This is a genomic window from Halobacillus sp. Nhm2S1, from assembly GCF_019599545.1.
Lineage (GTDB): Bacteria > Bacillota > Bacilli > Bacillales > Halobacillaceae > Halobacillus.
The window spans coordinates 214459-234486 of the sequence record NZ_JAIEZV010000001.1; the positions used below are offsets into that span (position 1 = coordinate 214459).

Consider the following 20028-nt stretch of genomic DNA (forward strand, 5'->3'; position numbering starts at 1 on the left):
ATGAAAGCACTCACTCTTACGATGGCGGCTTTCGGTCCTTATCGACATAAACAAGTTGTTGATTTTACAACTTTAGGAGAAGAATCGATTTTCCTCATCACCGGTCCTACAGGAGCAGGAAAAACAACAATCTTTGATGCGATGTGCTTTGCCCTCTATGGAAGGGCAAGTGGAAGTGATCGGGATCAGGACTCTATGCGTAGTCATTTCGCAGATTCAGAAGAGCCGACCTATGTAGAATTTACTTTCGAATTGCGGGGCAAGACGTATCGAATTGTACGTATGCCGAAGCAGATGAAAAAAAAGGAGCGCGGGGAAGGGTGGAAAGAAGACCCTGCCCGGGCCGATTTTTATATCCAACAAGGTGAAGAAGAGAAACTGGTAGCATCAAAGATTAAAGAAGTGAACGAATATATTGAAGACATTCTGGGTCTTGATTATGAACAATTCCGAAAAATGATTATGATTCCCCAAGGGGAATTCCGTAAGCTGATTTCTGAGAATAGTAAAGAGAGAGAGGAAATCCTGCAACGCATCTTCAAAACGGAGTTTTTCGCAGAAGTGACCGATTACTTCAAGAAACAGTCGAAGGAACTGGAAACAGAGATCAACCAATTCGAATGGAAAATTTCCCAGGAGAAAGAGAGGATCGTTTGGGGAGAAGAGAATGATGTTGAACTAGAAAATGAAGAACTCTCGAAGGTTCGGGAACGACTTAATCACCGGATCAATCGTCAAAAACAACTCATTTCTGATGAAAAAAGCTATGTGAATCAACTCCAGCAAACGACAGAGCACCTGCAAAACCAATACTATGAATCAAAGCAACTCCTGGATTTATATGAAGAAAGGGACAAGTTGTCCACGGAAAATCAGAAACTTAAGGAACATTCCCCTGTCATCAAAGGTCTGGAGGAAGAGCATGCCGAGGCTAAACAGGCTGCTGAGGTTCGTCCTTATGAGAAGCAGTATGAAGAACGAAAAACAGAGCTTGATCAGCTCCGCGAGAGTCAAAAAAAGAGAGAAGAAACATACAACCGTGTAAAATCAGAGTTTGATAGGATTCAGGAAGAGTATGTTAAGAAAGCAGATCAACAAGAAGAACGCGACAGGTTGAAAGAATCCTGGCAACAGAAATTAAAAGAAAAAGAACATTTGGAAGACTTCCTGAAAAAGAATCAGGGACTGGAAAATCTCGAAAAGGAAATGGCCAATAATCGTCGTTCCTTCTCAGATTTAAAGGAGACGGAACAAAAGATTCATGAAAACACGAAATGGATGAAAGAAAAAATAAAAGGCGAAAGGCCTTTAAGAGAAGCGGCTTATGAGAAAAAGCAGGCTTATCAAACATTGAAAACCAGAAAGGAAACCATTGAACGTTTATCCAAAGAGTGGTTGCAGTTGGCCAAGCTACGCACACAATATCAGTCAGTTTCTAAACACTATCTGGAGAAGAAACAAACGTTACAGTCAACAAAAGAGTCTTACGAAAAAGCGTTGGATGAGATTAGAAAACATCATGCCTACACCCTATCCTTACATTTAAGTGATGGCAAACCGTGCCCGGTCTGCGGATCATCTGAACATCCAGAAACGGCCGGGAAGCCGGATGGTGTGATGAGTGAAGAACAGGTCGACCGGCTTAGAGAGCGCTATAAAGAAGTGGAACGATCTTTCGAAAAGGCTCAGGATGAATTGATTCAGGTGAAATCCGAAGGGGAAGCGCAAAGGCAATTGACGGAGAGCATCTGGAGCGATCTAGATATGAAACAGGATCTTTCTGAAGATGCAATTGAAAAAGAAAGACAGACCTGCGCGGGTGAGATGGAAAAAATACTGCAAGAATATAACGATCTTAAAGAAAAAATCGAAGACATACAAGCGATCGAAAAGAAAATGGACGAGATGGATCAACAATTGGAATCCCTGCAAGGAAAAAAAGACGTGCTTCAGCAAACAATTAATGAACAGCAGCAGGAGCAAACCAAACGAAAAACAGAATTGGAATCACTGGAAGAAAACTTACCTTCGTTGACGGTTCGCCCTGAAAAATTGGTTGAAGAAGCGGCAAAGCTTGAACGTGCATATAAAGATGCAGATAAGAATTGGAAAGATATCCAAAACTTATATCAAAGAAAACGGGACGAATGGCAGAAGATCCAAACCTCTGTAGAAGAAGGACAAAACTACTTGGAGCAAGGGAAAAAGGCTTTAGAACAACGGAAAACAGAATTTGATCAAACGCTTGTTCAATTTTCATTTGGTTCAGTCGAGGAATATCAATCGGCCATTAGATCTCCTCAAAAGATGGAACAAATGATAAATGAAATCCAACAGTATCGCCAACGAGTAAATGTCGTCCATGAGCGGTTGGAGGAGTTAAATGAAAAGCTACATGATCAAGAAAGGCCAGAATTATCCAATACACAGGAGAAATTGGAAGAAATGCAGGAAAAATTGAATGAGCAGCGGGGAATTGTCAATCAACTTAATATTTCGCTGCAACAAAATGAAGCCATACGAGAAAATATCCGGAAACTGGTAGAAGAACAAGGAGAGCTCGCAGCGAAATATTATGATATTGCTGAATTGGCTCAAATCGCAAACGGGGACAACCACTTACGCCTCTCTTTGGAAAGGTATGTACTGGCTTCTTACTTGGATGAAATTCTTATTCAGGCCAATTTGCGCTTGGATCAAATGACGGACCACCGTTATCAACTTATCCGGAGCGATTCCATTGCAAAGCGAGGGGCACAAAGTGGGCTCGATCTTGAAGTCATTGACCATCATACAGGACAACAGCGTTCAGTGAGAACATTATCTGGTGGGGAAGGCTTTAAAACATCCCTAAGCTTAGCTCTCGGGATGGCCGATGTTGTTCAGGCCCATGCTGGTGGTGTTCAGTTGGACACATTGTTCATCGATGAAGGTTTCGGAACACTGGATGATCTTTCTTTGGAACAAGCGATTGGCTGTCTTAGAGGTCTCCAGGACGGCAACCGGATGCTCGGGATTATTTCCCATGTGCAGCAATTGAAAGAGGAAATACCTGCGAAATTGCAAATAGAATCAGGACCGGAAGGATCAAAAGTTAAATTTGTCTTTCAATAATGAAAGGAATATTTCCCGCATTAGGTAAGAATTTTTGTGAAGAAACGCCATCGTTCAACAGCAGTCTCCAAATTCTATGTTTCTATAATGGAAATAAAGAAAAACTTGTGTCATATTATGCGCTTGCCCGGGAAATATCTGAAACATTATCAGAGATTATTCATAGAGGAGGTGTTCGTATGTTCCTGCCAACGAATGATTGGGAAATTCGTTTGCACGATGAGTTTACAAAAGATTATTTCAAAGAATTACAAAGTGTTTTAGAGAGGGAATATAAAGACAACTCTATCCATCCTGCTTGGGAAGATGTATTCGCAGCCCTCCAGTACACATCATATGAGTCAACGAAAGTTGTGATTCTAGGGCAGGATCCTTATCACGGAAAGAACCAGGCTCATGGTCTCAGTTTTTCAGTTCTACCCGGCAACCGCATCCCGCCGTCCCTTCGTAATATCTACAAAGAACTAGAAGCGGATCTAGGTGTGCAACCCCCGAATCATGGCTTCCTTCGTTCTTGGGCAGAACAGGGAGTGCTTCTCTTAAATGATGTCTTAACAGTAAGGGAAGGGGATGCAAATTCTCACAGAGGGCTAGGATGGGAAACGTTCACCGATGCCGTCATCCAATCATTGAATGAAAGAAAGAAGCCGGTGGTATTCTTTTTATGGGGGAAACATGCACAAAAGAAGGGGGCGTTCATCGATCGTGAAAAACATCTGGTCGTGACTTCTTCCCATCCCAGTCCTTTTGCAGCACATAGAGGCTTTTTCGGAAGTCGGCCCTTTTCGCAGGCGAATATGTTTTTATCCGGTAACGGAATGGATCCGGTGGATTGGTCGCTCCCCCATATGAGCACAGAGACAGGAGCCCAAACCAGTTCATAAAAAAGGCATATGCTAGAGTATTCTAATGTTTCGGAGGGGTTTTTATGTTTCCGACAGGTCAACCGCCTTTCCCTCCTATGGGCCAGTTTCCAGGGTTTCAGCAAGCTGCACCGCAAATGATGCGGTCGATGGCTCCGTATATAAATGCAGGAACTCGGGGGTTCGGAGGCTTTAGTGGCTATGGTGCTCCAGGCTTTTTAGGAAATACAGGTTTCGGTTCTGGATTCCCGGGGGTTCTTGGTGGAGGTGGAGGTACTGGTTTTGGTGCACAGGCTCTTGGTGCTGCAGGTACAGCTGCAAAGTCAGGAGGAGTTGGGTGGCTCGGTCATATGCAGACGGCCCTCAAAGCCATGCAATCGGCAGCACCTATGATGCAGCAATACGGACCGATGCTCAAAAACATCCCAGCCATGATTAATATGATGAAAATCATGAATGAACCAGACGACGATGATGATGAGAGTCTCGTCTCATTGGATGAAAGCAGTGAAAAGACTTCTGTTTCTCAAGATTGGGAATCCACCAGTGTGCTTGAAAAGAAAAAAGTAAAAAAACGATCTCAAGGTGCATCACAGCCTAAATTATTCATTTAGGCTGTGCGTGTAGCTTGATTTTTTTTGTGGAGTTAGCAAGAATAAGAACATACCCACAAATAGAATTCAGAGCCTATGCCTTTAGGAGGTTTTATATTGAGTACACGATTAGAAAAAGCGACATTCGCAGGAGGATGCTTCTGGTGTATGGTCGAACCTTTCGATGAACGCCCTGGAATCGAATCCATCGTTTCAGGCTATACAGGGGGACATACAGAAAACCCGACATATATGCAGGTGGTCACAGAGACGACAGGGCACAGGGAAGCAGTGCAGATCACTTTCGACCCAACCATTTTCCCTTATGAGCGGCTGGTTGAGCTTTTTTGGCAGCAAATCGATCCTACAGATGCTGGTGGTCAATTCGCTGACCGAGGTCACTCTTACACGACAGCCATCTATTATCATAACGAAAGACAAAAGCAAGTGGCGGAAGAGAGTAAAAATGAAATTGCAGCATCTGGAAAATTCAAAGACCCGATTGTAACAGAAATTCTGCCGGCCGAAACATTTTATCCAGCTGAAGATAAGCACCAGGATTATTATAAGAAGAATCGTTTTCATTACAAACGGTACAAAAAAGGGTCTGGACGAGCTGATTTTATAAAAGATCGATGGAGTTATGAAAAAGACGAGAAAGAATTAAAGCATCGCCTAACCGATATTCAGTATAAAGTTACGCAGGAGAATGCGACCGAACGCCCTTTTCAAAATGAATTTTATGATCACGAAGACGAAGGCATTTATGTTGATATTGTTTCAGGAGAACCGCTGTTCAGTTCGAAAGATAAATATGATGCGGGCTGTGGCTGGCCCAGCTTTACAAAGCCGATTGAAAAGCAACAGGTGAAAGAAGAAGTCGATCGGTCTCATGGCATGTTCCGTACGGAAGTCCGGAGTGACAGGGCGGACTCCCATCTCGGCCATGTGTTCGAAGATGGACCGAAAGCTCAAGGCGGATTGCGCTATTGTATCAATTCTGCTGCTTTGCAATTCATTCCTAAAGAAGAAATGGAAGAAAAAGGATATGGATATTTGATGTACCTTTTTCAGTAAAGCCCAACGGGTGCCCTTCTCACCTTTGATGATGATATAATGAAGGTAGTTTGAGGAGGTACCGAATTGGGAAGGAAACGAATTCTTACAAAAGAAGAAATTTTACATGAAACAGGTGCTTTGCTCAGGAGAGAGGGAATCCACGGGGTTCATTTTAAAAAACTGGCGGAGGAGCTCCAGGTGAGCAGAAGCACCCTTTACGAATATTTTAAAAATAAAGAAGATCTCATTCTCTCCTATATGAGAACTATGATGGAAGACATGACGGCTCAAATTGATGCAATTCCTGAAGAGGATGCCCCCAATCAGAAGCTATACCATTTACTATTCATCTTTCTCGACCATGCAGAAACTCACCATATCGATCAAATGATCCGGGAGCTTCAGAGCAGTGACCATACCCTTGCTCTATTCTATCGCACAAAAATTCATGAAGATCTAATGGGAACGTATGACCAAATGCTGAAATGGATTGAAGATGCAAAGAGAACAGGTATCTGGAAGAATGATATAGAGAGTGAAATGGTGGCCGATCTCATTTTCCATTCCATATTATTTCCCACCAGACACAAATATGGAGTAAAAGAAATGACGGATCAACTTTTTAGAATGATTGAATATGGTTTGAAAAAAGAATAAATGTACCGCTTCCCGAATGGGGAGCGGTTTCTTGTATTTCTCATTTTCTCAATCCTTTTAGATCATCCGAAAGGAGCGCTCGCTCCATGAGAGCTTCAAACAAAATGAAGACCTACATAATTGCAGGGCCGGGCGGGCTTTTGTTCGATCTTTTGAACCTGCCGATCCCATGGATATTAGGGCCGTTCGTGTTCATCGTACTTGCTAAATCCCTCACGTCATTGGAATCGGAAGCAGGCCCCTCGACAAAAAATACGGCTTTCGTTTTACTAGGAATCCAGATTGGTCTTACATTCAGTGCGGAAACCTTTCGTTCCATCGGTCCTTATTTGATTCCTTATACCATTCTAACATCAGCGATGATTGCGATCAGTTTACTAGCTGGTTGGTACATTTCCAAATATGGGGCCATAGATAAAACGACAGCGCTTGTAGGGAGCTCTCCAGGCGGACTGTCGGCCATGATTGCTGTGAGTGATTCAATGGAAGGGAATAGCGCACTTGTGACCATTTTCCATACATTACGTTTGATGAGCGTCCTGTTTATCATTCCTTTTTACGTCACACATGGGAATTTCGATCACTCAGCAACAGTCGGAGCTGGTGTATCCGGAGCGGTGTATAAAGGTTCTATTTATACCATCCCTTTATATTTGGCAGCTGGTTGGACAGGTTGGAAATTGAGAAAGTGGATTCCAGCTTCACTCGTCATCATTCCCATGCTTTTTGTAGGTTCTCTCCAAACCACTGGTGTCCCTTTCTATCCTTTACCGGAGCTGTTTTTCACGCTTGCTCAATTTCTTATAGGGGCATACTTAGGACATACAGTGTCTATAAAAGAGATTATTACAGCTGGGAAGACTTGCATAGCTTTCTTGGTTTTAGCTGTTTCCATGATAGGGGTAGGAATTGGAATGGCTTTTTTATTGAGTTGGTGGACAACCATGGAACCTAAAACAGCTGTTTTGGCTCTTGCGCCTGGGGGTCTGGTAGAAATGTCCATCACCGCTGAACAAACGGGCGGTGAACCTGCAATCGTCAGCTCCTTGCAGACGATACGATTATTGATCATCGTCCTATTGCTTCCCTGGTTGTTCAAAAAGTTAAGAACTTGAGTTTTGACATTATCTCGAATTAAAGATAAAATGTAGGAAGAATAGATTAGGTATCAATAAAAATATTATGTAAACTAATGAAAGAAGGGATGAAGCACAATGAATATGAAACACATTTTCCAAAGAGGAAATTCAGAACGGACTTTGCTGCTTCTTCATGGTACAGGAGGGACAGAACAAGATTTGCTCCCGATTGCAAAGATGATTGATCCAGATGCCTCTGTCCTTTCTGTAAGAGGGAATGTATCAGAAAATGGAATGCCGCGTTTTTTCAAACGTCTAAGAGAAGGAGTCTTCGATGAAGAGGACTTGATTGCCAGAACGGATGAATTGAATACTTTCCTGGAAGAGGCCAGTAAGGAATATGGATTTGATCGTAACCAGGTCATTGCTGCCGGATATTCCAATGGAGCGAATATCGCAGGAAGCCTACTGTTTCATTATAAAGAGAGCTTACGTGGGGCTTTGCTTTTTCATCCAATGGTTCCACGGAGGGGAATTGAACTCCCTGATCAAGCAGGTCTTCCTGTATTTATCGGTGCTGGTGAAAATGACCCGATCTGTCCAGCTCAAGAAACCAAAGACTTAGAGGAGCTATTGACAGAGGCCGGAGCGGATGTAACTGTCCATTGGGAGCGTATGGGGCATCAATTGACTGAAAATGAAGTGAAAACAGCGGCAGATTGGTATAAAGGTCAATTTTAATCTTCTAATATATTGAGTCCTTCTTTTGTTCATTGTATGATAGGAACACGAAGAGCAAGGAGGATGTTCTATGATTCATAAGAATTGGGAAAACAACGATACTATTAAACAAATCGAATGTGTTCATAACGATGCAAAAAAATTCGTCGTGAACAATGTGCTTACTCCAGGCAAAGTGTATGATGTGAAAAACGAAAGTGAAGAATTCTACTTTGTCATTGATAATTCGGGCCGCATGGGCGGTTTTTATAAGGAGTATTTCAAAGAAGTGTGAATGACTAAGAAAGCCAGGGACTTAAGTCCCTGGCTTTTTCTGTATATGTAAATTCTCTTTCAAGATTGGTATAGGGATTTGTTCTCATGTTTATACAAAAGATTAAGTAGGGTAAGGGTAACTAAAAAGTTATTGAAAGGAAGAGTATGCCATGATTTTGGATAACGTACGAATCTATCAACCCGATCCAACTTATAAAAGTGACCGGACTTATGCGGTTAAAGTAGAAGGAGAGAAGATTGAGGCCATCTATGAATCGCCTTATGATGGAGAGGAAGATGTCATAGACGGGAGAGGACGAGTCCTTTCTCCTTCCTTCAACGATAGCCATATGCACCTGCTCCGTTACGGGCTGTTAAAGAAAGAATTAGACCTTACCCAAGTAACGAGCTGGGAAGAAATGAAAGCTGTGATTGAGAATCATTACGATGAACTTCAACAATACGACTGGATTTTTGGAAAAGGTTTCAACGATGGAAACTTTGATGATATCGATCACCTCTTAACCTCTGAAGATTTAAATGAAATTCAAGTGAATGCGTATATGTACTTCATGCATCAGGATGGTCATGAATGTGTCATTAGTGAACAGGCGATGGAACTGTTGAAAGAAGAAGAGGATTTCAAGAAAGAACCGGATGAATTTAAAGAAAAAGATGAACATGGGAACTGGAATGGCCGCTTTAAAGATACAGCGGTTCATTATATCAAGCATCATTTTTGGGGACGTTCTGCAGAGGATGCAAAAGAAGCAATAAAGAAAGCAGTGCCTAACCTTAGTGAACACGGCCTAACCTCTGTGCATACGGATGATATTAACTTCATCGGCTCGTATGAACGATTGTGGCAGGCCTACACAGAACTAGAACAAGAAGAAAGATTACCGATCGATGTACAACTTCATCATTATGTCTTCAATATTGAGGACATGAAATCCTATTGTAAGGAAAACGAGCTTCGCACAGGTCAAGGAACACCTCAAGTGAGAGTGGGATCTTTCAAGATATTCCTAGACGGTACCCAAAGGCTTTATACGGCAGCCATGAGGAACCCTTATCCTGTAGAACCAAGTGCAGACGGCCGTTTGATTTATACCCAAGAACAACTGGATGAAATGGTCAAATATGCGAGTGATAATGATATGCAAGTCGCTATGCATGCGATCGGCGATCGTGCTGTCGAACAGGCAATTACGGCTCTTGAGAAATCCAAGGAAGCTACGAAACGTTTACGCCACCGAATTATTCATGCCCAGACATTAGCTCCCGATCTGATTGCCAGGTTAAGAGAGCTGAAGCCTTACATTGAAACACAGCCTTCCTTCCTTCTTGATGAGTGGAGTGAAAAAGGGAAATGGACACCAGAGAGTCTTCTTCCTTACTGTGATGCCTATCAAAGTCTTGTGAAAGAGCACATTCCCTTGACGTTAAGTTCTGATCTCCCTATTGGTGCACTGAATCCTTTCACAACCATATTTACGGCTGTTAATCGCACAGACCTCGATGGAAACCCTGAAGGCGGCTGGATGCCACAGGAAAAATTAAGCATAAAGGATTCCTTTCTTGGTTTTACAAAAACTCCAGCTGAACTTGAATACAGGGAAGAAGAAAAGGGTAAAATAGAACCTGGTTATCAAGCCGATTTTCTAATCCTTGACAAACATCCCGAAGATACAAAGTCTGAAAGGGTAAAGGATATAAAAGTATTGGAAACATGGCATAGAGGAAAGTGCGTTTATCGGAAGTGATGTCTTCTGCAACTTTCCTTGTCAACACTCGTTCCATCAGCCATAATGGACATAAGTGAAGGAAAGGGGAGGATGGGTAGCAATGGAGAAATTATTTTTAGTGCGTCACAGTGAAACAGAAGGTCAGCATGAAGATTCCCCGCTAACAAAGACGGGCATCAGGCAGGCGCAAATGCTCGCGACTTTTTTAGAGAATTACGGTCACAGCATTGACCGTATCATATCAAGCCCTTATTTGCGGGCGATTGAAACGATCAAGCCTTTTGCCAGAAAAAACAATGTGACCATCGAAATGGATGATCGTTTAGAGGAGCGTGTCCTAAGCCGTGAACCACTAGATGACTGGGAAGAAGTCCTTCATGATACGTTCGTCGACCCAGAATTGAAATTTACCGGAGGAGAATCTTCCACTGAAGCAAAAAAACGTGTCCTTTCTCTGATTGACGAACTTGAAAATGAGGATTGTGGAAACGTTCTCCTTGTTACTCACGGGAATCTGCTCGCCTTATTGCTACAAAAATATAACCGTGAAATCGGTTTTTATGAATGGAAGCGTCTCTCCCGTCCAGATGTGTTTCTTGTTCAAAAACAAGGGGGAGAATATACAGTCGAACGCATTTGGGAAGACTGAGAGCCTACTTCCCATTTCTTTTTCAGTTCGATGCGAAAATGGTCGAACATCTACGGGAATTGCGATTTTTTATCAAAATCGTTATAGTATATTGTGGTGTTTATTCTAGCCATTATGGGTGAATAGTATTTTATAAGCACACGAAATTTTATAAAAGGAGGAGAAATAGATATGGCATTTGTAATCACATCCCCTTGTAAAGATGAGAAAGCTGGAGAATGCGTGGATGTGTGCCCAGTTGATTGTATCGAAGAAGGGAAAGATATGTTCTATATCGACCCTGCGATTTGCATAGATTGTGGTGCGTGTGAAGCGGTGTGTCCAGTTGAAGCTATTTATATCGAAGACGAGGTACCAGAAGAAGAAACTCCATACATCGAGATTAACCGTAAGTTCTTTGAAGAACAATAAGTATCATAACCAGACCGTCTCTTATCTAAAGAGACGGTCTTTTTCATACCCTATTTTCCTTTCCCTTCTTCCACTATAGCTGCCTACTGTGGAAAACTTAGTCTTGAGAATCTCCCTGGCCATATTCACTCCATAAACATCTCGAAGTTAATTATTCTAGAGCCTTCTATAAAGCTGAATTGTGATGCAGCTTTTTTGTTCCGGTTGGTTATTGCGTGAATAAATTTTCATTAGGCAGGGTAGATAGAAAAAGAATGATTACAAGGGAGGACATAAAACATGACAAAACTAAAAAACCAGACAGCCATCATAACCGGGGCGAGTAGTGGAATCGGTAAAGCAATTGCCCATCATTTAGCAAATGAAGGGGCGAATGTCGTACTCGCAGCTAGACGAGCAGAAAAGTTGAATGAACTGGCAGAAGAAATTACTGAACAATACAATGTAGAAGCGAAAGTGGTAGAAACAGATGTGACCAAAAGAGAAGATGTCGAGAGACTAGTATCTGAAACCAAATCAGCGTTCAATACGGTGGACGTTTTCATTAATAATGCAGGGGTCATGTTGCTCTCCTTCTTAAAGAATGACCACGTGGATGAATGGGAGCAGATGGTCGATGTCAATATTAAAGGGGTTCTGTACGGGATCCATGCAAGCTTACCTACAATGATTGAACAGGAGTCCGGTCATATTGTTAATGTTTCTTCTGTTGCAGGACATGAAGTCTTTCCATCCAGTACTGTTTACAGCGCGACAAAATATGCTGTGAAAGCTCTTTCGATGGGGATGGAGAAAGAACTTTCTAAATCTGGGGTGCGGGTGACGAACGTTTCACCTGGGGCTGTAGATACAGAGCTTACCGATCATATAACCGATGGAGATGTCATTGAAATGTTCAAGAACCGTAGTATGGATCCGCTAGAAGCGGATGATATCGCACGTGCGGTCTCTTATGCTGTGACTCAGCCGTCTTATGTGAATGTAAATGAAGTCATCGTCCGTCCGATGCACCAAAAATAAAGAAAAAAAAGATGGCCGCAGGGGTGCGGTCATCTTCATTGTACGACTTTGAATTTTTTATAATTGTTCATTTCACTCTTATTTTTAACGTCAAGAGCTTCCACTTTACTAAATGGTGTCGGACCCTCGTCGATTTTTTTTATGAATTTTTGTAATTTCCCATGCTCACCTTCCGCTTCGATTAGAACGGTACCATCAGGCTGGTTTTTGACCCATCCTGTAACACCGATTTGTTCAGCGATTTGTTTGGTAGCAGCACGGAATCCGACCCCTTGAACACGGCCATGAACAGTTATTTGATTATTTTCCATTCTTCCACCTCCTCATCTATCCTCTTGTTTCCCCATAAATAGAATTCGGCAAACCTTAAAAGGAGTGAACTTATATGAGAGAAATTGACATAACAAAAGTTGAGGGTTTCTTTTTTGGTCAGAAAGAAAGTGAAGATCATCACACAGGGTGTACAGTCATCCTAAGTCAAGATGGCGCAACCGCAGGCGTGGATGTCCGGGGTGGAGCACCTGGTACAAGAGAGACCGATGCGTTAAAATCCGAAAATCTTGTGCAGCACATTCATGGACTGTTTTTATCTGGAGGCAGTGCTTTTGGACTGGAAGTCGGGTCAGGTGTGATGCGATATTTGGAAGAGAAAGGAATCGGATTTGATGCAGGGGTGACTCGTGTCCCAATTGTCCCCGGGGCAATTTTATTTGATTTAAGGGAAAATGACCGAGGGATGCGCCCGGATGCTGCCATGGGGTATGAAGCTGCCTCTTCCGCTTTCCAAAACTCCCACTTGAAACAAGGCAATTATGGCGCTGGTGCTGGTGCGACTGTCGGCAAAGGGAAAGGACCATCTTACAGCATGAAAGGCGGATTGGGGCACTATGCCATCCAGGTCGGAGACGTGAAAGTGGGAGCTGTAGTCGCGGTTAATTGTTTTGGAGACGTCATTGAACCTGAGACTGGCCGGATTATCGCTGGTCTCCAGAGGAATGGAAAGTTATTAAATAGCGAAGAAGTGATAATGAGTGAAATCATGGGAGGTCACACGAATCGCTTTCGTGGGAATACGACCATCGGAGCTGTCGTTACGAATGCGAGTGTGGATAAACCAGCAGCAAATAAACTGGCGTCCATGGCGCATGCGGGGCTCTCTCGTACCATCCGTCCCTCGCATACATTCGTTGATGGAGATACGATATTTTTTATGGGGTCAGGAAAAATTTCCTGTGACTACAACAGTCTCGGAGTCATGGCTGTGAAAGCAATCGAAAGAGCAGTTCAAAATGCAGTGACTCATGCACAATCAACAAACAGTTTTTTATCAGCTAACGATATTCAGCGGGAGGAATCTTGAAATGAAGGTATTTGTTTACGGTTCTCTTTGTAAGAATCTTGAGAATCATCATTATATGAAAAAAGCGACATGTCTGTCAGAACAGGCTTTTGTGAAAGGGAGGTTATATAGTGGCCACTCTTATTACCCCCTCCTCATGAAGGGCGAACAGGATGTCACCTATGGAGAACTGTACGACATTCCATCGTCTTTATTAGAGGAATTGGATGAATTAGAAGGCTATTCTGAAGAAATAGAAGAACCTTATTTCGTGCGAGAGGTATGTGAAGTTTTCACCCCTCATGGAGTGACGGAGGCCTTTGTCTACTATTGGCCGCGAAAAGCCCAAGGTGTAATGGTTCACAATAACGATTGGAAAGTCCATCGATATATCCAAAATGAGCGTCTCCATTATTTTGCCTATGGGTCATGTATGGATAATTCCAGATTGTGTGCCCATGAAGTAGACCACCTATTTACTACAATTAAAGGGGTGGGGAAGCTCAGCGATTACAGGCTCACTTTTTCTACTCATTTTGAAGACGGTTCGAGAGCCGATATCACTGAAAACTTCGGGTCTTATGTGGAGGGGGTTGTTTATGATGTCGGAAAGGAAGCGCGCGAGTATTTATACTTAAGGGAAGGGGTGGAAGCAAAAGTCTACCGTCCAACGGTTGTACATGTGACGGGAGACGACGGGGTTGCTTTCCAGGCTCTTTCGTTCACTGTCATTGAAAAGAAAACTGAAATTGCACCTCCTTTTCATTACGCAGAAGAAATTCACCGCGGAGGATCGAAATACCTCTCTGAAAGTTATATGAAATCCATAGAACATAAGTTTTTGGAAGGATGGAAGATACCCGAATTTAGAGCTTATTTAGAGAGGAAGGGACGGGAAAAATGACAGAAGTCAAGTGGTCCAATTATATAGCCAGGGATTTTACTCGTTTGCAATATACCGTACTTAAGGAAAGAGCATCAGCGAAAGAAGCCATTATTATCATACATGGTATAACAGCTGAATTTCATCATCATGAAGCATTTGCGGATGAATGTACACGTGATGCGGATATTTATTTTTCAGTGTTGAGAGGTTATGATCAGAGCCTTAAGAGAGGTGACATTGACTATATCGGGCAATATGATGATGATCTGTTTGATTTCCTCCATTTTATTGAGAAGAAAGGATATGAAAAAGTGACGCTGGTCGGTCACTCGATGGGGTGTGCCAATTTATTAAGACTCATTCAAAAAAACAAGTCGGCTGCCAGTGAGTATCTTTTTGTCGCTCCCTTTTTTCACCCTACTCTTCCTGTCTATCATGAGGATGCAACTGAACAATCTTCAGACCGAACCGATGTGGATTATACGGTATTTGACAAAAGAGTCATGCTTCTCATGACTTTATATAAGATGAATATCGATCGATTCAATGATCGGACAGTTGCGGAAATTCCAGATGAATTTAATAAAAGTGAAAAACTAACCTTGAGTTTCCGCCTTCTAGTCTCAAGGTTTCTCGAAAAAATCCCTCCAGAATTGCTGAATGATGTAAGGGATCGAATATCCATCTATGTTGGGAGTAAGGATGAAGTTTTATTACATGAAGAGTTCAAGCGTTATGCAAGAGAGCACTGGAATGTTCCGGTCCGCGTCATTCAGGGAACCGATCATAACCATATTCTTCACCATCCTCAGCTACATAAGGAATGGGCGGGAAAATGAAACCTTTTCACTCTCAATTGATATCTTTTCGAGGACGTCATGATGATTTCGGGTACGAACAAGGAAAACGTTTAAAACATACGCTTTTGTATAAACACCATGAGCTAAGACGGAAACGATCGAGGCTTCGGTATGATGTGGATGTTCAAGTTGTAAAAGAACAAATGGACCTTTATTGCAAAGGTCTCTTCGATGAGCTTAGAGGCCTTGCTGAAGGGTTACAATGGTCGTTGGAAGAAGTCATTCATGAATACAGCGGCTATCAACAGGACTGGGAAGGTTCAGGCTGCTCGATTTTGACGGGAAACGGATACTTTGCAAGAAATTACGATTATTATCCGAAAACGTATGAGGGGCGTTTGATTTTGTTTCAGCCCAAGGATGGGTATGCAAGCATCGGACCCTCTCAACGCATCATCGGACGGACAGACGGCATGAACGAACATGGACTTTGTATCGGGTATAATTTCGTCAACAGAATCCATCCGGAAGACGGCTTCATTTGTTGCCTGCTGACAAGGATGGTCTTAGAAACATGCAAAACAACGAGCGAAGCGGTTCTCCTATTGAAAAAAATCCCTCATAGACATTCCTTTAACTATGTCGTATTTGATCTTGAAGGCACATCAAAGATCATTGAAGGGTCTCCGCGCGGGGTTTTTGTAAAAGAGGGGATTGCTTGCACCAATCACTTTACAGAAATTTCCGAAGAAAACCGCAGGCATTTGTCGGATTCACAAGAAAGGTTGGATGACCTGAAAAGTCACCAGGCTTATATTCTTGATGAACTAGAAGCTTTTCATTTATTGAATGATTCCTATGGACCGATTTTTTCTCATGGGTATAAACAATGGACGGGTACGATCCATACAGCGTGCTATAGTCCTGAACGATTAACCCTCCATTTTGGACTCGGGGGAGATACGGCACCATGCGTGATTTCTTTTCGTGATTGGCTGAAAGAAGAAGCCACTCTCCCAAATAAGATCTATGGAGAATTGGACACGGATGTAGACATTCCTTATGTGGACCCCCCTTCGATTTAAATAACTTCCCCTTGAGGAATCACAGCTCATAAGAGTAGAATGAGGGAGGACATTGTACGGCAAAGGAGACGAGACATGAGTCATTTGACAGAAGTAAACATAGATAAAATTCAGAATTTATACGCTTTTTTAAAAGATCAAGGGGAAGAAGAACAAAAAGAAAAGGTATTGGATTTATATGAAAAGTTGATCCATGAAGAATTGATTATCGGCTTTGCTGGTCATTTTTCCGCTGGTAAGTCGACACTGATCAATACGTTATTAGAAAATGACCTTCTTCCTTCAAGCCCGATCCCCACGAGTGCGAATATTGTTCGGTTGAGGACAGGTGATCCCTATACCCTGGTCCATTTCCAGGACGGGACGGTCGTTCAATATGATGAGGATATCGACCTGGAAACGATTAAAGCTCTTTGTAAAGATGGAGAGAAAATTACCGGACTTGAAATCTCACAACCAGGACAGTCTTTGCCTTCCCATGTATCGATCGTCGATACACCTGGAGTAGACTCAACGAATGATGCAGACCGGTTGATTACTGAATCTTCCCTCCATTTAATGGACTACATGTATTATGTCATGGACTATAATCATGTCCAGTCTGAAGTGAACCTTATGTTCCTATTGGAAATGCAAAGGCGGAAGACACCTTTTTCAGTAGTCATCAACCAGGTGGATAAACACGTAGAAAGAGAGCTTTCTTTTGAGGCTTATCAAAAGTCGGTAAGAAACGCTTTTGAAAAGTGGGGCATTCATCCGGAAGAAGTCTACTTTACATCCTTAAGAGATTATTCCCTTCCTTTTAACCAGCTTCCATCATTAAAGGAAAACTTCCACTCTCTTTTTTCAACATTCCAACTTGAGAAACATGCGGAAACACAACTGGAGTGGATGGCTGAAGAAGCGGTGATGAATTATTCGGATCACGTTGAAGACGAGATGGCAGAGCTTCGGGAAGAAAAAGAAGGATGGGAGAAAAAAATTGATCAAAGTCCCTTCCATGTCACAGAGCTCGAAAATCAGCAAATTCTCCACGAAAAAGCAGAAGCAGACTTTCAGGAAAGGGTCAGTCAATTCATATTCAACGCCTACCTTATGCCGAGCGCGCTTCGGGAATATGCGGAGGCTTATTTAGAGTCTGTGCAGCCAGACTTCAAGGTAGGATTTCTTTTCACGCAAAAGAAAACAGAGGAGGAACGGTTGGCGCGTGAACAAGCGTTTTACACAAAGCTGAGAGAATCTGTGGAGAAAAACCTGTCCTGGCCCCTTCGTGAACGCATGATTCAGCTGATGGAACATTATTCAGTGAGTGATGAAAAGCTTCTTGAAAAGGTGCAAAAGGAGACTTTCCAATATCCGAGGGAACGGTTATATGCTCTTGTCGAACGTGGAGCATCTGTTACAGGGGCTTATGTATTACGCTACACGGATGATCTATCCAAAGATATCCAAAAGGAAACACGGCGCTTTATTCAGGAGTGGAAGCAGTTGTTCCTTCAGTCGATTGCAGCGAACCAACAGCAAATGGTCGAAAACCACAAAGAAGTTTTTGAGGCGGCTGAAAAAAAACAAGAATTAGATAACCAATTAGAGGTTTTAAATGAAAAAATCAATGAATACCGGTCCAACCTTGAAGAATACCTAAAAAGAGAAAACTCAAAAGAAAATACTATATGGATCAAGGATGCATGGGAGAAGCGAAAAGAGAAGGTGGTGTGCAGGAGTGCTGATGAAATCCCTTCCTTGAATTCGGTCGTTGAAGAAGAAGAGCTTGATTCTCGTCCCGATTCTTCTCAAGGGAGTGGATCATCCATTGAACAGGCGCTTCAAAGGGCAGATGAAACACTGAAAAACATTCAATCCTTAGAAGGTACGAAACGGCTTTATTCCCAATTAAAGAAAAAACGGAACCGTCTGGATGGCAGACACTTTACAATCGCCTTATTCGGGGCATTCAGTGCAGGGAAATCCAGCTTTGCCAATGCTTTGCTCGGAGATCTTGTGCTGCCTGTTTCACCCAATCCGACCACAGCTACAATCAATAAAATTTCTCCACCTACGGATGAAAGACCAGACCGCACGATAGACGCTTATATAAAAACGGAATCGGAGATGCTTGAAGATCTGTCATCGATCCTTGGTGACCTTAATCTCAGCGCACCAACACTGGAAGACGTACACGCGAAAACTAAAAAACTGCAAGAAAAGGATTGGCAGCTGCTTGGTCATAAGCAACATTCTTTTTTACGAGCCTTCATAGATGGTTATCCGAGTATGAAACTGAATCTAGGAAAACGCATCGATGTTTCTTGGGAGGATTTTTCTTTGTATGTTTCCAAAGAAGAAAAATCCTGCTTCATCGAGTCTATGGAACTTTTCTATGATTGTCCCTGGACAAATGCAGGAGTCACGCTCGTTGATACACCTGGAGCAGATTCTGTCAACGCTCGGCATACAGATGTGAGTTTTGAGTACATCAAGGATTCGGATGCCGTCCTATTTGTCACCTATTATAACCACCCATTCTCACATGCAGATCAGACGTTCTTAAAGCAACTAGGACGTGTGAAAGATAGTTTCAGTCTGGATAAAATGTTCTTCCTCGTTAATGCAGCAGATTTGGCATCATCTGATGAGGAACGAAAACAGGTGGAAAGCTATGTGAGAGGACAATTGAATGAATTCCAGATTCGTCACCCGAAACTATTCTCTCTTTCAAGTTTACAAGCTCTGGATGAAAAAATGGACGGAACGGACCTGGAATCAGGGATGCAACCTTTTGAAGAAAGCTTTCGTTCTTTCCTTCACGAGGATCTCGCGCAGATGATGATTCATGCAATTGATGAGGATATTAAGAGCATCAGGCAAGTTCTTGAGAACTTTATTGCTGCAAGTCAGCTCAGTGAACAAGAGCGTCGGGAAGAAATAGAAAAGAGTAAACAGGAACAACATCACATATCTGAAAACCTTGAAAAGAGCTTTGACCAGGGGACAGAAGGTGCTATTCATAACAAAGCCGATAAACAAATCCACTTCGTCCATGAACGAATGATGCTGAATTTCAACGATTTGTTCAAGCGGCATTTCAACCCAGCGACCATTCAAAACCAGGGGGATACAAAAGAAGCATTGAAGGTTGCTCAGAAGGAGCTTCTCGATGAATTGAGTTTTGAAATGCTTCAGGAAGTCAAAGCGGTTTGTGTGCGTATGGAGCGGTTCTTGGATCAGTTAGTGAGTCAGACGAAAGAGCGCATCGAAAGCGATCTGTATAAAATCCGACCGACTCTTCAACTGTCAAGAATCGAAGAAGGAACCTACCCTCTTCCGATCTTAAGTGGAAAGGTTAATATTGGAGAAAAAGAAAAAGCAAGCCTGCTCAAGCTGTTCAGAAACCCTAAAGCTTTCTTTGAAAGAAATGAGAAAGAAGAGATGAGGGATTCCATGTCAGCGATCATTTCTCCGGAACTGAAAGCCGAACTGGAAACACTAGAATCACTGATTATCGAACATTATACAAAATTATGGCAAAGAAGGTATGCGGAATGTATGAACATATGGAGGGAAGATGCGTCGGATCATTTTACTCAGCTTCAATCTCACCTTGAACGACCAGAAAACACGCAGGATCTTGAGGAGATCCTATCTCGAATTCCTAAGTTCTAATTCTCTGAACCAAAACATAAAGTAATACATCAGCACTCCCCCTTTCTAAGGATTTCTTCCTCCTCC

General features: G+C 42.5%; 18 protein-coding genes. 17 read left to right on the forward strand and 1 reads right to left on the reverse strand.

Annotation, left to right across the window (positions count from 1 at the left end):
* The 12 genes from K2225_RS01150 (at position 1) to K2225_RS01205 (ending at position 12189) form a co-directional block, all read left to right on the forward strand.
* Positions 1-3114: an AAA family ATPase gene (locus K2225_RS01150; protein WP_220583128.1), complete on the forward strand. Its 3114-nt coding sequence runs from the start codon at positions 1-3 to the stop codon at positions 3112-3114.
* Between the two features lie 179 nt (positions 3115-3293).
* Positions 3294-3998 (forward strand): uracil-DNA glycosylase, encoded by a 705-nt coding sequence (locus tag K2225_RS01155; RefSeq protein ID WP_220583129.1) that lies wholly within the window; start codon positions 3294-3296, stop codon positions 3996-3998.
* Between the two features lie 44 nt (positions 3999-4042).
* A complete protein-coding gene (locus tag K2225_RS01160) occupies positions 4043-4591 on the forward strand; it encodes a YqfQ family protein (protein ID WP_255574081.1) in 549 nt (182 codons plus the stop codon).
* Positions 4592-4687: 96 nt separating this feature from the next.
* On the forward strand, positions 4688-5647 hold the full coding sequence (gene msrB, locus K2225_RS01165; RefSeq protein WP_255574083.1) for a peptide-methionine (R)-S-oxide reductase MsrB: 960 nt from the start codon (positions 4688-4690) through the stop codon (positions 5645-5647).
* 66 nt (positions 5648-5713) lie between these two features.
* Entirely contained in the window at positions 5714-6286 is a 573-nt protein-coding gene (locus K2225_RS01170) for a TetR/AcrR family transcriptional regulator (protein ID WP_220583131.1), read from the forward strand.
* Positions 6287-6372: 86 nt separating this feature from the next.
* Positions 6373-7401 carry an AbrB family transcriptional regulator gene (locus tag K2225_RS01175; protein ID WP_220583132.1) on the forward strand — a complete coding sequence of 343 codons (1029 nt, stop codon included), beginning with the start codon at positions 6373-6375 and terminating at the stop codon, positions 7399-7401.
* Between the two features lie 105 nt (positions 7402-7506).
* On the forward strand, positions 7507-8106 hold the full coding sequence (locus tag K2225_RS01180) for an alpha/beta hydrolase (RefSeq protein WP_220583984.1): 600 nt from the start codon (positions 7507-7509) through the stop codon (positions 8104-8106).
* A gap of 70 nt (positions 8107-8176) precedes the next feature.
* Positions 8177-8380, forward strand: a complete 204-nt coding sequence (locus K2225_RS01185) for a DUF6501 family protein (protein ID WP_146816189.1) — start codon at positions 8177-8179, stop codon at positions 8378-8380.
* A 151-nt stretch (positions 8381-8531) separates the two neighbouring features.
* Positions 8532-10127, forward strand: a complete 1596-nt coding sequence (locus K2225_RS01190) for an amidohydrolase (protein WP_220583133.1) — start codon at positions 8532-8534, stop codon at positions 10125-10127.
* Positions 10128-10209: 82 nt separating this feature from the next.
* Entirely contained in the window at positions 10210-10758 is a 549-nt protein-coding gene (locus K2225_RS01195; protein WP_220583134.1) for a histidine phosphatase family protein, read from the forward strand.
* Between the two features lie 171 nt (positions 10759-10929).
* Complete coding sequence (locus K2225_RS01200) at positions 10930-11169, forward strand: ferredoxin family protein (RefSeq protein ID WP_089652514.1); 240 nt, start codon at positions 10930-10932, stop codon at positions 11167-11169.
* Positions 11170-11448: 279 nt separating this feature from the next.
* The gene (locus K2225_RS01205; protein ID WP_220583135.1) at positions 11449-12189 is read left to right on the forward strand and encodes an SDR family oxidoreductase; all 741 of its coding nucleotides are present in this window, start codon (positions 11449-11451) and stop codon (positions 12187-12189) included.
* Positions 12190-12224: 35 nt separating this feature from the next.
* On the opposite strand, the gene K2225_RS01210 is transcribed toward K2225_RS01205, so the two are convergent.
* Positions 12225-12500 (reverse strand): acylphosphatase, encoded by a 276-nt coding sequence (locus K2225_RS01210; protein WP_220583136.1) that lies wholly within the window; start codon positions 12498-12500, stop codon positions 12225-12227.
* 74 nt (positions 12501-12574) lie between these two features.
* Here K2225_RS01210 and K2225_RS01215 point away from each other — a divergent pair, with 74 nt between their 5' ends.
* The 5 genes from K2225_RS01215 to K2225_RS01235 all read left to right on the forward strand — a co-directional run bounded on the left by K2225_RS01215 (position 12575) and on the right by K2225_RS01235 (position 19962).
* Complete coding sequence (locus K2225_RS01215; protein WP_220583137.1) at positions 12575-13549, forward strand: P1 family peptidase; 975 nt, start codon at positions 12575-12577, stop codon at positions 13547-13549.
* A 1-nt stretch (position 13550) separates the two neighbouring features.
* Positions 13551-14432 (forward strand): gamma-glutamylcyclotransferase family protein, encoded by an 882-nt coding sequence (locus tag K2225_RS01220; protein WP_220583138.1) that lies wholly within the window; start codon positions 13551-13553, stop codon positions 14430-14432.
* Positions 14429-15253 (forward strand): alpha/beta hydrolase, encoded by an 825-nt coding sequence (locus K2225_RS01225; RefSeq protein WP_220583139.1) that lies wholly within the window; start codon positions 14429-14431, stop codon positions 15251-15253. The genes K2225_RS01220 and K2225_RS01225 overlap by 4 nt, the downstream gene beginning before the upstream one ends.
* Complete coding sequence (locus K2225_RS01230) at positions 15250-16299, forward strand: C45 family autoproteolytic acyltransferase/hydrolase (protein WP_220583140.1); 1050 nt, start codon at positions 15250-15252, stop codon at positions 16297-16299. The genes K2225_RS01225 and K2225_RS01230 overlap by 4 nt, the downstream gene beginning before the upstream one ends.
* 75 nt (positions 16300-16374) lie before the next feature.
* Positions 16375-19962: a dynamin family protein gene (locus K2225_RS01235; protein WP_220583141.1), complete on the forward strand. Its 3588-nt coding sequence runs from the start codon at positions 16375-16377 to the stop codon at positions 19960-19962.
* The last annotated feature ends 66 nt before the right edge of the window (positions 19963-20028 follow it).